This is a genomic window from Micromonospora sp. NPDC049203, from assembly GCF_043197215.1.
Taxonomy (GTDB): Bacteria; Actinomycetota; Actinomycetes; order Mycobacteriales; family Micromonosporaceae; genus Micromonospora.
Genome location: NZ_JBICSV010000001.1, coordinates 323,654 through 337,566, shown reverse-complemented (window position 1 = coordinate 337,566; position 13,913 = coordinate 323,654). Strand labels below are relative to the sequence as shown.

Annotated in this window: 14 protein-coding genes and 1 pseudogene; 14 read left to right on the top strand and 1 reads right to left on the bottom strand. The window is 73.1% G+C overall.

The annotated features are described in order from the left end of the window. Positions 1 to 22 precede the first annotated feature (22 nt). The 5 genes from ACGFIA_RS01535 (at position 23) to ACGFIA_RS01515 (ending at position 2,682) form a co-directional block, all read left to right on the top strand. Positions 23 to 316: a DUF503 domain-containing protein gene (locus ACGFIA_RS01535; RefSeq protein ID WP_357476208.1), complete on the top strand. Its 294-nt coding sequence runs from the start codon at positions 23 to 25 to the stop codon at positions 314 to 316. A gap of 172 nt (positions 317 to 488) precedes the next feature. Beyond that, positions 489 to 977, top strand: coding sequence for a 30S ribosome-binding factor RbfA (rbfA, locus tag ACGFIA_RS01530; protein WP_357382463.1), 489 nt, complete (start codon positions 489 to 491; stop codon positions 975 to 977). Continuing rightward, the gene (locus tag ACGFIA_RS01525; protein ID WP_357476206.1) at positions 974 to 1,993 is read left to right on the top strand and encodes a bifunctional oligoribonuclease/PAP phosphatase NrnA; all 1,020 of its coding nucleotides are present in this window, start codon (positions 974 to 976) and stop codon (positions 1,991 to 1,993) included. Before rbfA ends, ACGFIA_RS01525 begins: the two co-directional genes overlap by 4 nt. A gap of 72 nt (positions 1,994 to 2,065) precedes the next feature. After that, on the top strand, positions 2,066 to 2,473 hold the full coding sequence (locus tag ACGFIA_RS01520; RefSeq protein ID WP_357382467.1) for a hypothetical protein: 408 nt from the start codon (positions 2,066 to 2,068) through the stop codon (positions 2,471 to 2,473). After that, entirely contained in the window at positions 2,473 to 2,682 is a 210-nt protein-coding gene (locus ACGFIA_RS01515; protein WP_357382766.1) for a DUF6186 family protein, read from the top strand. The genes ACGFIA_RS01520 and ACGFIA_RS01515 overlap by 1 nt, the downstream gene beginning before the upstream one ends. A gap of 576 nt (positions 2,683 to 3,258) precedes the next feature. Here ACGFIA_RS01515 and ACGFIA_RS01510 read toward each other — a convergent pair. Continuing rightward, positions 3,259 to 3,573: pseudogene (locus ACGFIA_RS01510) on the bottom strand (TnsA-like heteromeric transposase endonuclease subunit); the annotation flags it as partial. A gap of 195 nt (positions 3,574 to 3,768) precedes the next feature. Between ACGFIA_RS01510 and ACGFIA_RS01505 the strand changes: the two are divergent. The 9 genes from ACGFIA_RS01505 to ACGFIA_RS01465 all read left to right on the top strand — a co-directional run bounded on the left by ACGFIA_RS01505 (position 3,769) and on the right by ACGFIA_RS01465 (position 13,816). Next, positions 3,769 to 4,383 (top strand): class I SAM-dependent methyltransferase, encoded by a 615-nt coding sequence (locus tag ACGFIA_RS01505; RefSeq protein ID WP_357382469.1) that lies wholly within the window; start codon positions 3,769 to 3,771, stop codon positions 4,381 to 4,383. Positions 4,384 to 4,627: 244 nt separating this feature from the next. Beyond that, entirely contained in the window at positions 4,628 to 5,950 is a 1,323-nt protein-coding gene (locus ACGFIA_RS01500; RefSeq protein ID WP_357467374.1) for an MATE family efflux transporter, read from the top strand. Between the two features lie 138 nt (positions 5,951 to 6,088). Then, positions 6,089 to 6,973, top strand: a complete 885-nt coding sequence (gene truB / locus ACGFIA_RS01495) for a tRNA pseudouridine(55) synthase TruB (protein ID WP_357382473.1) — start codon at positions 6,089 to 6,091, stop codon at positions 6,971 to 6,973. A gap of 31 nt (positions 6,974 to 7,004) precedes the next feature. Then, positions 7,005 to 7,931, top strand: a complete 927-nt coding sequence (locus ACGFIA_RS01490) for a bifunctional riboflavin kinase/FAD synthetase (RefSeq protein WP_357382475.1) — start codon at positions 7,005 to 7,007, stop codon at positions 7,929 to 7,931. A 181-nt stretch (positions 7,932 to 8,112) separates the two neighbouring features. Continuing rightward, on the top strand, positions 8,113 to 8,382 hold the full coding sequence (gene rpsO, locus ACGFIA_RS01485; protein WP_013284678.1) for a 30S ribosomal protein S15: 270 nt from the start codon (positions 8,113 to 8,115) through the stop codon (positions 8,380 to 8,382). 220 nt (positions 8,383 to 8,602) lie between these two features. Then, positions 8,603 to 10,966, top strand: coding sequence for a polyribonucleotide nucleotidyltransferase (locus ACGFIA_RS01480; RefSeq protein ID WP_357382477.1), 2,364 nt, complete (start codon positions 8,603 to 8,605; stop codon positions 10,964 to 10,966). Positions 10,967 to 11,087: 121 nt separating this feature from the next. Then, positions 11,088 to 12,461, top strand: a complete 1,374-nt coding sequence (locus ACGFIA_RS01475; protein ID WP_393257846.1) for a M16 family metallopeptidase — start codon at positions 11,088 to 11,090, stop codon at positions 12,459 to 12,461. Positions 12,462 to 12,513: 52 nt separating this feature from the next. Further along, on the top strand, positions 12,514 to 13,275 hold the full coding sequence (gene dapB, locus ACGFIA_RS01470; RefSeq protein ID WP_357382482.1) for a 4-hydroxy-tetrahydrodipicolinate reductase: 762 nt from the start codon (positions 12,514 to 12,516) through the stop codon (positions 13,273 to 13,275). A 73-nt stretch (positions 13,276 to 13,348) separates the two neighbouring features. Continuing rightward, a complete protein-coding gene (locus ACGFIA_RS01465; protein ID WP_357382484.1) occupies positions 13,349 to 13,816 on the top strand; it encodes a GNAT family N-acetyltransferase in 468 nt (155 codons plus the stop codon). The last annotated feature ends 97 nt before the right edge of the window (positions 13,817 to 13,913 follow it).

Genomic DNA, 13,913 nt, shown 5'->3' with positions numbered 1-13,913 from the left:
GCCCGGCGTACCGTTGCTCGCCGTGTATACCGGAACCGCGCTGTTCGACCTGTTGCTCCCGGGTGACTCCCGCTCCCTGAAGGCCAAGCGGTCGTACGTCCGGCCGATCGTCGCCGCGCTGCGCAAGTTCGAGGTCTCCACCGCCGAGGTGGGGGCGCTGGACCTGCACGGCCGGGCCGAGATCGGGGTGGCCGTGGTGGCCGCCGAGCCGGCTCATGTCCGCGAGGTGCTCGACTCCTGCGAGCGGCTGGTCGCCGCCCGCCCGGAGACCGAGCTGCTGTCGGTACGCCGTCGCCTGCACGGCACGGACGACTGACCGCGCGGCACTGCGGCCGTGCCGCGCGGGCGCCGGCCGGGCGCGGGTAGTGTTCTTCAGCGTTGGGCGGTCGGACCCGGCGGCGCCCACGCGCCCCGTCTCCGGCCGACGGCCCGGATCGCACGGAGATCCGGCGTCGTCGTGGGTAAAGGTGATCCCGGAGGTGGGGGACATGACGGATCAGGCAAAGGTTCGCCGGCACGCGGAGCGCATCCGGGAACTCGTCGCGTCGGTGGTGCGTAGCCAGATCAAGGACCCCCGGCTCGGGATGATCACGATCACCGACGCCCGGATCACCGCCGACCTGCGCGACGCCACAGTCTTCTACACGGTGCTCGGCGACGCGGCGGCCCAGGCGAGCACCGCCGCCGCGCTGGAGAGCGCCAACGGCATGCTGCGCAGCACCGTCGGCAAGGCGCTCGGGCTGCGGCACTCGCCGACGCTCACCTTCGTCCTCGACGACGTGCAGGACCAGGTCAAGCACATCGACGATCTGCTCGCGGCCGCGCGTACCGCCGACGCCGAGGTGCAGCGGCTGGCCGCCAAGGCCTCGTACGCCGGTGAGGCCCAGCCGTACCGGGTCGAGGACGACGAGGACGCCGACGACGCCCCGGCCGGGGACGCCGACGACGACGAGCCGCGCGCCGGCGAGAGCCGGTGACCGAGGCCGCCGGGCCCACCGAGACCGCGTGGGCCGCCGCCGTCGCGGCGGTACGCGACCTCCCCGCCGACGCGCGGGTGCTGCTGATCTGCCACGTGAACCCGGACGGGGACGCGCTGGGCAGCATGCTCGGCTTCGGGCTGGGCCTGCGCCGGCTCGGCGTACGTGATCTCCAGGCCACCTTCCCCGGCCCGCCGGAGGTGCCCGAGCCGTTCCGCTGGATGCCCGGCGTGGATCTGCTGGTGCCGCAGGACGACGCGTACCCGGCGCCGGACCTGGTGATCTGCTTCGACGCGGCGAGCGAGTCCCGGCTGGGCGACCTGGCCGACCGGCTGGACACGGCTGGCACGTCGCTGGTGCTCGACCACCACGCCTCGAACAGCGGCTTCGGCCGGATCAGCCTGGTCGACCCGCACGCCGCCGCCACCTCGGTGGTCGCGCTGGAGCTGCTGGACCGGCTCGGCGTGCCGCTGGACGCGGAGATCGCCACCGGGATGTACGTCGCGCTCGCCACCGACACCGGCTCGTTCCGCTTCGAGGCGACCACCCCGGCCGTGCACGAGACGGCCGCGCGCCTGGTGGCCACCGGCATCCGCCCGGGCGACATCTCCCGGCGGGTCTTCGACACCCGCCCGTTCGGCGCGGTCCGCCTCTTCGGCGAGGTGCTCGGCCGGGCCACGCTGGAACCGGCTGCGGCCGCCGGGCACGGCCTCGTCTGGACGTACGCCACCCGCGACGACCTGGTCCGCCACGACCAGCCCGCGTACGTGCTGGAGGCGCTGATCGACTCGGTGCGCTGCACCGCCGAGGCGGACGTGAGCTGCGTGGTCAAGCAGGCGGGCGAGGCCGAGTGGGCGGTGTCGCTGCGCAGCAAGGGCGCGGTGGACGTGAGCGCGGTGGCGGTGGCGCTCGGCGGCGGCGGGCACCGGTTCGCCGCCGGTTTCACCGGGCGGGGGGCGCTCGACGAGGTGGTCGGGCTGATCCGCGCGGAGCTGGCCACCGCAAGTGTGAGCTGATCGGCGCGTTTTCGGGGGAGCACGACGCGTGCCGGGCTTTCCGCCGTGCGTGACGCTGGGGACAATCGGTTGATGGATCATCCCCGTGAGCTCACCGTCGAGGCGCCCCGGGCCTGGGACCGGCCGGTCGTCTCCGTGCCGGTGCTGATCTGCCTGTCCCTCGTCGGCGGCCAGATGCCGTCCTTCTCGACCGCCGCGAACCTCTACATCGTCACCACCGGCGGAGGGCTGATCTGGGTCGGCCTGAGCAACCGGGTGCCCCGGCGTCCGGCGCCGCGCCGGTTGCCGTCGGTCGCGCTCTGGTGGCTGGTGCCGGTGACCGTCTTCGGGGTCTTCGAGGGGGCGACGTTCGTGATGGCGGCGGGCGACGACTTCCCCACCTTCTCCCGGCTGGCCGATCCGCTGCTGGAGGACAGCCTGGTCCGTTCGGCGGCCTGGTTCGCGTGGCTGTCCACGTTCTGGGGACTGGTGCGCCGATGATGCGGGCACTGGCGATCGGCGGGTTCGGAGTCTCGATCGTGCTGTTCGCGGTCGTCGAGTGGGCCGCGCGCCGGGAGGGTTCGCGGATCCCGTCGATGGCAGACGTCTGCGCGTTCGTGATGCGCTACGAGGTGGGCCCGGTGCCGGTCGGCCGGATCGGCCTGTTCGGGTTCTGGTGGTGGCTGGGCTGGCACTTCCTGGCCCGCTGACCGCCCTCGCCGGGGCGGGACGACGACATTGATCTTTCCGCATTTCGGGAACAGTGGGCAGCATCTGGAAAGTGAACGTTAATTTGGGTGCGGGACCGGCGCTTCGCGGCGCTGGTCACGGGCGGTGGTGCCGCACCCGGCCTCGCCTCCCTCCAGGGTCAGACCGACCCGGGCTCCCGCTGCCAGGCGAGCCGCTCCGGTGATCCCGGACCGCTGCCGGGCGTTCAGCCGCCGACGACTCCCGGTCGTGGCGCGATGTGTCGTCGCGCCGACCCGGAGCGCCGGGCGCCCGTAGGACCGCCATGTCCCGGCGGTCCGCACCCTGGAAGGACCTTCAGATGCCCAGCAAGCGCAAGCCGCGGACCGAGACCACCACCGACGAGGCGCGCGAGCAGATGCGCCGCGCGCTGCAGACCTCGATGGACACCCGTCAGTGACGTACGCCGTCCGGCGGTGACGCCGGCCGGGCCGCACCCGCAGCCCGCCGCCGACGTCACCGCCGCGCGGGAACCCGCCCGCGCTACCGTCGCCCCGGATGGACCGCCTCTTGCGCCGACGACTTCCGCGCGCCGCGGCGTCACGCGGCTTGATCCGGTCGACTGGTCGGCAGTCCACCACCAGGCCCCGCCCGTCGGCCAGCCGGGCGAAGTAGTCCGGCGCGTGCGAACGGCGCCGGCCGGAAGCCTCGTCATCCCAGAACAGCCAGAACGGCTGCGACGCGATCCCGGCCACCGCCGGGTCGAAGTCGAGCAGCATCAGGTGATCGCGCTCCAGCCACGACTCGTACCCGACGTGAGCGCCGGTCGTCGACGACCACCACAAGCCCGGGAAGTTGCGCTGCCGCTTGTACGACGGGAAGCCGCGTACCGGCTTGACCAGCTCGAACAGCACCCCCGTCGAGTCGATCAAGGAGGTGCGGACCTCCGATCCCTCGGCGCCGACGTAGCCGACCTCGAACTCAGCCGTCAGCGGCCCACACAGGCCCGGCACCGCGCGCAGCACCCCGGCACCGTACCGGACGTGCCACCTCAATCCGGACGCGTACTGGGTTCGGGGCGGAACGCGGGCAGACTTTAGAGTGGCGCCGTGAGCAACCAGCCGGTCCGCGACGCCTACTCGCACATGTCCGAGCAGTACATCGCCCTGTTCGATGGTGACTGGCAGGCCCACGTGGATGACACGGCCCTTGTCCGAGACCACCTCGTCGGCTTGGACGGCGCCGTGCTCGATCTCGGTTGCGGCCCCGGGCATTGGAGCGCCTACCTGCATTCGCTCGGCGCCAACGTGACCGGCGTCGACTTGGTACCTGAGTTCATCGGCTACGCCCGGACCCACTTTCCCGGGCCGGCGTTCCAGCTCGGATCAATGACGGACCTGGACCTTCCCGACCACTCGGTGGCCGGCATCCTCTCCTGGTACTCGACCATCCACCTACCGCCATCGGAACTGGATGCGGTACTCGCCGAGTTCCGCCGGATGCTGCCTCCTTCCGGGAACCTGGTGATCGGCTTCTTCGACAGCGACGACGATGTGGCCGCGTTCGATCACAAGGTCCACACGGCATACCGCTGGCCCGTAGACACATTCTCTGCCCGCCTGGCAAAGGCTGGTTTCACCGAACTTCAGCGCTTGCAGCAGCAGTCCCCGGACCGCCCGGACCGCAAGTACGCGGCCATTGCCGCGACAGTCGGCGCGCCGTAGTGCCCGATCGGCACACAGCTGACTGCCGGTCGAGACCAAACACACGCACACTCGTCGGGACCGGACAGCACCGTACCGGACGTGCCACCTCAACCCGGACAGTGCCAACCCCGTGCCAGGTCATACCGGACGGTGCCAACTCAACGCGGACGGGACAGCGAGACACCGCTCGACTCCTGGCCGCGATCAGTAAGTAGCCACCCTGCTTGCGGACCTTACTGAGCGCGTGCCAGGATCGGCGGCGATGAGCACGACCGCCGCCCCCGCCACCGCCGCCACACCCCGGCGGATCGCCGCGCTCGCGCTGCCCGCCCTCGTGGTGCTGGCCGCCGAGCCGCTCTACGTCCTGGTCGACACCGCGGTGGTCGGTCACCTCGGCCGGGTGCCGCTGGCCGCGCTCGCCGTCGGCGGCACCGTCATGACGCTCACCGCCTGGGTCGGCACCGTCGTCGCGTACGGCACCACCGGGCGATCGGCCCGCCGCTTCGGTGCGGGGGACCGGGCCGCCGCGGTGGCCGAGGGCGTGCAGGCGTCGTGGCTCGCGCTGGCCACCGGAGTGCTGGTGGCGATCGCCATCGGGATCGGTGGTGGCGCGCTGGCGCGTACCCTCGTCGGCGGCCCCGGCGAGGTGGCCGACGCCGCCGCCGGATGGCTGCGGGTCGCGGCGCTCGGCGCGCCCGGCCTGCTGCTCGCCGCCGCCGGCAACGGCTGGCTGCGCGGCATCCAGGACACCCGCCGCCCGCTGCTGTTCGTGCTCGGCCCGAACCTGCTCTCCGCGCTGCTCTGCCCGCTGCTGGTCTATCCGGCCGGGCTCGGCCTGGTCGGCTCGGCGGTGGCGAACGCGATCGCGCAGACGCTCTCCGGTGTCCTGTTCGCGGCGGCGCTGGTGCGCGAGCGGGTCTCGCTGCGTCCCCGGCCCCGGGTGATCGGGCAGCAACTCGTGCTCAGCCGGGACCTGCTCGTGCGGGGCGTCGCGTTCCAGGCCAGCTTCCTGTCCGCCACCGCCGTCGCGGCCCGCTTCGGCGCCGCCGCGGTGGGCGCGCACCAGATCGCCGTCCAACTGTGGTTCTTCACCGTGCTGGTGCTCGACGCCCTGGCCATCGCCGCGCAGTCGCTCGTCGGCGCCGCGCTCGGCGGCGGCGACGCGGCCGGCGCGCGGTTCCTGGCCCGCCGCGTCGCGCTGCTCGGCGGGCTGTGCGGCGTGGCCTTCGCGGTGCTGATCGCCGCCGGCGCCGGCGTGGTGCCGGCGTGGTTCAGCTCGGATCCGCAGGTACGCGAGCAGGCCATGACGGCCTGGCCCTGGTTCGTCGCGCTCCAGCCGATCGGCGGCGTGGTGTTCGCGCTCGACGGGGTGCTGATCGGCGCGGGCGACGTGCGCTACCTGCGCAACCTCACCATCGTCTGCGCGTTCGGCGGGTTCCTGCCGGCGATCTGGCTGGCCTACGGGTTCGAACTCGGGCTGGGCGGGATCTGGGCCGGGCTGACGCTGTTCGTGGTGCTGCGGCTGGCCGGCCTGCTGCTGCGGATGCGCTCGGGCGCGTGGGCGGTGGTCGGCGCGGTGCGCTGACCACCCGGCCTCAGCACGGGTTGGGGCCCTTGATCGGGCGGTCCAGGTCGTACAGGGCGTCGGTCCGCGTCGGTGGCCCCGGCGGCCGGCGGTATCCCCCGCAGGGCCGATCACCGGCGTCTGGCAGGCTTGGCGGTCGTGAGCACAGACGGTCTGATCGTGGTCGACAAGCCCGGCGGCATGACGTCGCACGACGTGGTGGCCCGCATCCGGCGGCTGGCCCGTACCCGCCGCGTCGGTCACGGCGGCACGCTCGACCCGATGGCCACCGGCGTCCTGGTGATCGGCGTGGGGCGGGCGACCCGGCTGCTCACCTATGTGATCGGCGCCGGCAAGAGCTACGCCGCGACGATCCGGCTGGGGCAGTCCACAGTCACCGACGACGCCGAGGGCGAGGTGGTCGCGACCACCCCGGCCGGCGCGGTCACCGACGACGGGGTACGCGCCGCGCTGGCCGCGCTCACCGGCGAGATCGACCAGGTGCCGAGCGCGGTGAGCGCCATCAAGATCAACGGACAGCGGGCGTACAAGCGGGTCCGCGACGGCGAGGCGGTCGACCTGCCCGCCCGGCGCGTCACCGTGTCCCGGCTGGAGGTGCGCGCGATCCGCCGGGACACCCCGGACGTGGTGGACGTGGACGTGGACGTGACCTGCTCGTCCGGGACGTACATCCGGGCGCTGGCCCGCGACGCGGGGGCCGCGCTCGGCGTCGGCGGCCACCTCACCGCGCTGCGCCGGACCGCCGTGGGCGGGTTCACGCTCGCCGAGGCGGCCACGCTCGACCAGCTCGAAGCACGCGCGCCGGACGTGGTGAACCTGCCGCTTGACGCCGCCGCCGAGCGGTTCTTCCCGCGCCGGGACGCCACCGCCGACGAGGCCCGGGTGCTGTCCCACGGCGGGCCGCTGACGCCGGCCGGGATCACCGGGCCGTACGCCGTCTTCGACCCGGCGGGCGGGTTGATCGCTATCGTCAGCGAGCGGGACGGTCGGGCCCGCGCGGAGATCGTGCTGGCCCCGGCCTGAACGGCACGCGGGCGGACAGGGGAGGAACGGCATGCAGCGGTGGCGGGGGTACGAGGCGGCACCCGGCGGCTGGGGCCGCTCGGTGGTCACCATCGGCGTCTTCGACGGCGTGCACCGGGGGCACCAGGCCACCATCGGGCACACCGTGGCGCGGGCCCGGGAGCTGGGCGTCAAGTCGGTGGTGGTGACGTTCGACCCGCACCCGGCCGAGGTGGTGCGCCCCGGCTCGCATCCGGCGGTGCTGACCGAGCCGGCCCGCAAGGCCGAGCTGATCGAGGCGCTCGGCGTGGACGTGCTCTGCGTGGTGCCGTTCACAGTCGAGTTCTCCCGGCTGCCACCCGAGGCGTTCGTGCACGACGTCCTGGTCGAGCACCTGCACGCCGCGCTGGTGGTGGTCGGCGACAACTTCCGGTTCGGGCACCGGGCCGCGGGCGACGTTCCGCTGCTGGAGCGGCTGGGCAGCACCTTCGGGTTCGCCGTCGAGGGGGCGCCGCTGGTCGCCGAGCGGGGGACGGTCTTCTCCTCCACGTACATCAGGTCCTGCGTCGACGCGGGCGACGTGGGCGCGGCGGCGGCGGCGCTGGGCCGCCCGCACCGGGTCGAGGGCGTGGTGGTCCGTGGTGACCAGCGCGGACGTGAGCTGGGTTACCCGACGGCCAACCTGCTGACCCACAGGTACGCGGCGGTGCCGGCCGACGGCGTGTACGCGGCCCGGCTGGTGCGCCGCGACGGCGAGCCGCTGGCCGCGGCGGTGTCGATCGGCACCAACCCGACGTTCTCCGGGCGGGAGCGGCGGGTGGAGGCGTACGCGCTGGACTTCGCCGGCGACCTGTACGGCGAGCGGCTGGCCCTGGACTTCGTGGCGCACCTGCGTGAACAGCGGACGTACGACGCGATCGAGCCGCTGGTGGCCCAGATCGCCGAGGACGTGGAGCGCACCCGCCGGGCGGTGCTCTGACCCGCCTGGGCCACCTTGACCGGCCGTCCGGCGCGAGGGCTGGTAGGCTGGCGGAGACGTCGGCTGACCGACGGGGGCCTCGCGTGCCTGCACGACGCCGCGGGTGCGAGGAACCGGTCCGTTGCACCGGTCACCACGACCGCTCCGGACCTCATCGAATGACCCACGAAACAGGGAGAACATGGCGCTCGACCAGGAAGCCAAGGCCAAGATCCGCCAGGAGTACGCGACCGCCGAGGGCGACACCGGCTCGCCCGAGGTGCAGGTCGCGGTCCTGACCAAGCGGATCGCGGAGCTCACCGAGCACCTGAAGGTGCACAAGCACGACCACCACAGCCGCCGTGGGCTGCTGCTGCTGGTCGGCCGGCGCCGCCGGCTGCTGAACTACGTCCAGAAGAAGGACATCAACCGCTACCGGTCGCTCATCGAGCGGCTCGGCCTGCGCCGATGACCTGACGGGGGAGTGGCCGCCTGGCCGCTCCCCCGTTGCGGTACCACCGAAGAACCCGGCCGCGCGACACCCGAAGAGGGAGCCGGTCAGCACCGGTCTCCGGTAGTGGCCCCCGGGAATCCCGGCACGACGCCGGCCATCCCGGGCGCTTCGATCGAAGACCGGCCGCCTGAGCAGTTCCCGTGTCGTCGGCCGACGACGCGAAGGAGCACCACAGCACATGACCGAGACCAACCTCGGCACCGAATCCCGCACCGCGGTGATCGACAACGGGGCCTTCGGCACCCGCGAGATCACCTTCTCCACCGGCCGTCTGGCCCGCCAGGCCGCCGGCTCCGTCGTCGCCCAGCTCGGCGAGACGGTCGTCCTCTCCGCCACCACGGCCGGCAAGCAGCCGCGCGAGTCGTTCGACTTCTTCCCGCTGACCGTGGACGTCGAGGAGCGGATGTACGCCGCGGGCCGCATCCCCGGCTCGTTCTTCCGCCGCGAGGGCCGGCCCAGCGAGGACGCCATCCTCACCTGCCGGCTGATCGACCGGCCGCTGCGCCCGTCGTTCGTCAAGGGCCTGCGCAACGAGGTCCAGGTCGTCGAGACCATCCTCGCGCTCGACCCGCAGCACCCGTACGACGTCGTGGCGATCAACGCCGCGTCGATGTCGACCAAGCTCTCCGGCCTGCCGTTCTCCGGCCCGATCGGCGCGACCCGGGTCGCGAACGTCGACGGCCAGTGGGTCGCCTTCCCGACCCTGGAGGAGCTGGAGCGGGCCACCTTCGACATGGTCGTGGCCGGCCGCACCCTGGCCGACGGCGAGGTCGCGATCATGATGGTCGAGGCCGAGGCCACCCCGAACGCCGTGGCCCTGATCTCGGGCGGCGCCACCGCGCCGACCGAGGAGATCGTGGCCAGTGGCCTGGAGGCCGCCAAGCCGGCCATCCGTGAGCTGTGCCGGGCGCAGAGCGAGCTGGCCGAGGTGGCCGCCAAGCCGGTCGCCGAGTTCCCGATCTTCCTGGACTACCAGGACGACGTGTACGACGCGGTGGCCGGTGTGGCGCGCGCCGACGTCGCCGAGGCGCTGAAGATCGCCGGCAAGGCCGACCGCGAGGAGGCCCTGGACCGCATCAAGGCCAAGGTCGCCGAGGAGCTGACCGGCCGGTTCGAGGGCCGCGAGAAGGAGCTCTCCGCCGCGTTCCGTTCGCTGACCAAGTCCGAGGTCCGCAACCGGGTGCTGCGCGAGCAGGTCCGCATCGACGGCCGCGGCCCGCGTGACATCCGTCCGCTGACCGCCGAGGTCGGCGTGCTGCCGCGGGTGCACGGCTCGGCGCTGTTCGAGCGCGGCGAGACCCAGATCCTGGGCGTCACCACGCTGAACATGCTGCGCATGGAGCAGATGGTGGACACGCTGTCCCCGGAGAACCGCAAGCGCTACATGCACAACTACAACTTCCCGCCGTACTCGACCGGTGAGACCGGCCGGGTCGGCTCGCCGAAGCGGCGCGAGATCGGCCACGGCGCGCTCGCCGAGCGGGCGCTGATCCCGGTGCTGCCCTCGCGCGAGGAGTTCCCCTACGCCATCCGGCAGGTCTCCGAGGCGCTGGGCTCCAACGGCTCCACCTCGATGGGTTCGGTCTGCGCCTCGACGCTGGGCCTGCTCTCGGCCGGTGTGCCGCTGAAGGCGCCGGTCGCCGGCATCGCCATGGGCCTCATCTCCGACGAGGTCGACGGCAAGACCCAGTACGTGACGCTCACCGACATCCTCGGCGCCGAGGACGCGTTCGGCGACATGGACTTCAAGGTCGCCGGCACCCGGGACTTCGTCACCGCGCTCCAGCTCGACACCAAGCTGGACGGCATCCCGTCGGACGTGCTGGCCGCCGCGCTGCAGCAGGCGCACGAGGCCCGGCAGACCATCCTCGACGTGATGCAGCGGGCCATCGAGGCGCCGGCCGAGATGTCGGACTACGCGCCGCGGGTGACCACCGTCAAGATCCCGGTCGACAAGATCGGCATGGTGATCGGCCCGAAGGGCCAGACCATCAACGCGATCCAGGACGAGACCGGCGCCGAGATCTCGATCGAGGACGACGGCACGATCTACGTCGGCGCGACGAACGGCCCGGCCGCCCAGGCGGCGGTCGAGCGGATCAACGGGATCGCCAACCCGACGCTGCCCAAGGTCGGCGAGCGGTTCCTCGGCACCGTGGTGAAGACCGCCGCCTTCGGCGCCTTCATCTCGCTGCTGCCGGGCCGCGACGGCCTGCTGCACATCTCCAAGGTCGGCGACGGCAAGCGGGTCGAGAAGGTCGAGGACTTCCTCAACGTCGGCGACAAGGTCGAGGTGGAGATCGCGGACATCGACGCCCGCGGCAAGATCTACCTGGACAAGATCCGCCCGGAGGGCGCCGAGGCGCCGGCCGCGGGTGGGGCCGCCGGCGGCGACCGTCCGTCCGGCCGGGACCGCGGCGGCGACCGTGGCCCGCGTGACCGGGGTGACCGGGAGCGCCGTTCCGAGGGCGGCGAGGGTCGCTCCGAGGGTGGCGAGGGCGGCGGCGAGTCCCGTCCGCGTCGCCGGACCCGGCACAGCTGATCCACCGACCGGCCCGGGTGACCTCCGCGTCACCCGGGCCGGCCCACGGCTCCAGGTCGCCCGCGCGAGCTGGAGCCGTCGTACGTCCCGCCGTTCCTCGTCATCCGGAGAGCAGGTGCTCGTGAGTTCGTCAGCCGCCTCGACGGGACGGGGGGTGACGTCGACCGGGCCGGGTTCGGCGTCCCGCGCGGTCACCCGCACGCTCAGCGACGACCCGCTCGGCGGCACCGTCCGCCGTACCGTGCTGCCCAGCGGGCTGCGGGTGCTCACCGAGGCGATCCCGGCGATGCGCAGCGTGTCGTTCGGCATCTGGGTTGCGGTCGGCTCGCGTGACGAGACCGGCTCGCAGGCCGGCGCCGCGCACTTCCTGGAGCACCTGCTGTTCAAGGGCACAAACAAGCGCAGCGCGCTGGATATCTCCGCCGAGATCGAGGCGGTGGGCGGCGAGACGAACGCCTTCACCACGAAGGAATACACCTGCTACTACGCGCGGGTGCTGGACGAGGACCTGCCGCTGGCCATCGACGTGATGTGTGACGCGGTCGCCGACTCGGTGCTGGCCGCCGCCGACGTGGAGACCGAGCGCGGCGTCATCCTCGAAGAGATCGCCATGCACGACGACGAGCCGGGCGACGAGGTGCACGACCTGTTCGCCCGCGCGGTCTACGGCGACCACCCGCTGGGGCGGCTCATCTCCGGCACCGAGGAGACGGTCACGCCGATGACGCGGCGGCAGATCCAGGGCTTCTACCGCCGCCGCTACACCGCCCCGCAGATCGTGATCGCCGCCGCCGGCAACCTCGACCACGCCGCAGTGGTCAAGCTGGTCCGGCAGGCGCTGCGCGGCACCCCGCTGGACACCGACCCGGCCGCGCCGGCGCCGCACCGGGCGGCCACCCCGGCGGTACGCACCAAGCCGGCCGCCACGCTCGTCGAGCCGAAGGAGACCGAGCAGGCGCACGTCATCCTCGGCTGCCCGGGGATCGACCGCACCGACGACCGGCGGTTCGCCCTCGGCGTGCTGAACAACGTGCTCGGCGGCGGCATGTCCAGCCGGCTGTTCCAGGAGATCCGGGAGCAGCGAGGGCTGGCGTACTCGGTCTACTCCTACGCCAGCCAGTACGCCGACAGCGGCGTGTTCGCCGTCTACGCCGGCTGTGCGCCGGGCAAGGTGGACGAGGTGCTGGACCTGATCCGCGCCGAGCTGGCACGGGTGGCCGCCGAGGGGATCACCGAGGCGGAACTGGCCCGGGGCAAGGGGATGAGCAAGGGCTCGTTCGTGCTCGGGCTGGAGGACACCGGCTCGCGGATGAGCCGGCTCGCCAAGGGCGAACTGCTCTACGGCAACCTGATGCCGGTGGACGACCTGCTGGCCCGGGTGGACGCGGTGACGCTCGCGGACGTGAACACACTCGCCGCCGAGCTGCTCGGCCGGCCGATGTCCCTCGCGGTGGTCGGCCCGTTCGACTCCGGCAGCTTCACGGTCACGGGCTGAGCCGTACCGGTCCGCCGGACCGCGCGCCGCGCGCTGGGATAGGTTGTGGCCCGTGACTGAGCAGCAGAACACGGTGGCCCGGGTCGGTGTGCTGGGCGCCCGGGGCCGGATGGGCATGGAGGTCTGCAAGGCGGTCGACTCCGCGGCGGACCTGGAACTGGTGGCCGCGGTCGACCAGGGCGACGACCTGGACGCGGTGGCGCAGGCGGGTGCCGGGGTGGTCGTCGACTTCACCACCCCCGACGCGGTCATGGACAACCTGCGCTGGTGTGTCGAGCACGGCGTGCACGCGGTGGTCGGCACCACCGGCTTCACCGAGCAGCGGCTCGACCAGGTACGCGAGTGGCTCGCCGGCCGTCCCGGCGTGGGCGTGGTGATCGCCCCCAACTTCGGCATCGGCGCGGTGCTGATGATGCAGTTCGCCGCGCGCGCTGCCCGCTACTTCGAGTCGGTCGAGATCGTCGAGCAGCACCACCCGCGCAAGCTGGACGCGCCGAGCGGCACCGCCACCCACACGGCCCGGCTGATCGCCGCCGCCCGCGCCGACGCCGGCCTGGGGCCCGCGCCGGACGCCACCCGCGACGAGGTGGCGGGCGCGCGGGGCGCCGACATCGACGGGGTACGCGTGCACGCGGTACGCGCCACCGGCCTGGTCGCCCACCAGGAGGTGCTGTTCGGCACCACGGGCGAGACGCTGACCATCCGGCACGACTCGTACGACCGGGTGTCGTTCATGCCCGGCGTGCTGCTCGCGGTCCGGGAGGTGGGTCGCCGGCCCGGCCTGACGGTCGGCCTGGACGCCCTGCTCGACTGACCCGCCGCGCGTGCCCCGGCCCGCTGCGGTAAACCGTTTTGCCTGGTCGGGGCCACCAGCCTAGGCTGCGTCCATGATCGATTCCGGACACTCCGACCGCACCGGCCGCCGGGTGACGCTGCGGCCGGTGGACGACGACAACTGGCGGGCCGTGGCGGACGTCGCGCCGCGCGACGACCAGCGTGCCTTCGTGGCCGCGCTCGCCGCCCGCTACCTGCTGCTGACCGAGCGCTCGGACGTCTGGAACTCGCTCGCGGTCTACGCCGACGAGACGGTCGTCGGCCACGTCATGTGGGGCGTGGACGACGACGGGTCGCGCTGGATCGGCGGCATGGTGATCGACGCCGCCGAGCAGGGCCGGGGGCTGGGCGGTGCCACGGTGCGGACGCTCACCGGCTGGCTCGCCGAGGCGGGCGAGCCGATCCGCCTGAGCTACCACCCCGACAACAGGCCCGCCGCCGCCCTCTACACGGCCCTGGGGTTCCGCCCCACGGGCGCGTTCGAGGACGACGAGCTGGTGGCCGAACTCCGCCCGGCCTGACCCGTCACCCGGGCTCGCCCGCGTGCGGGCGGGGGTGACGGCGGTCCTGCCCCGTGCCGGGACCGCCGGCCCACCACGTGAGGGTGGACCGGCGAGA

Coding starts and splice junctions, on each gene's coding strand:
- rbfA (WP_357382463.1), top strand. CDS start 489: ATGACGGATCAGGCAAAGGTTCGCCGGCACGCGGAGCGCATCCGGGAA.
- ACGFIA_RS01520 (WP_357382467.1), top strand. CDS start 2,066: ATGGATCATCCCCGTGAGCTCACCGTCGAGGCGCCCCGGGCCTGGGAC.
- ACGFIA_RS01515 (WP_357382766.1), top strand. CDS start 2,473: ATGCGGGCACTGGCGATCGGCGGGTTCGGAGTCTCGATCGTGCTGTTC.
- ACGFIA_RS01500 (WP_357467374.1), top strand. CDS start 4,628: ATGAGCACGACCGCCGCCCCCGCCACCGCCGCCACACCCCGGCGGATC.
- ACGFIA_RS01490 (WP_357382475.1), top strand. CDS start 7,005: ATGCAGCGGTGGCGGGGGTACGAGGCGGCACCCGGCGGCTGGGGCCGC.
- rpsO (WP_013284678.1), top strand. CDS start 8,113: ATGGCGCTCGACCAGGAAGCCAAGGCCAAGATCCGCCAGGAGTACGCG.
- ACGFIA_RS01480 (WP_357382477.1), top strand. CDS start 8,603: ATGACCGAGACCAACCTCGGCACCGAATCCCGCACCGCGGTGATCGAC.
- ACGFIA_RS01465 (WP_357382484.1), top strand. CDS start 13,349: ATGATCGATTCCGGACACTCCGACCGCACCGGCCGCCGGGTGACGCTG.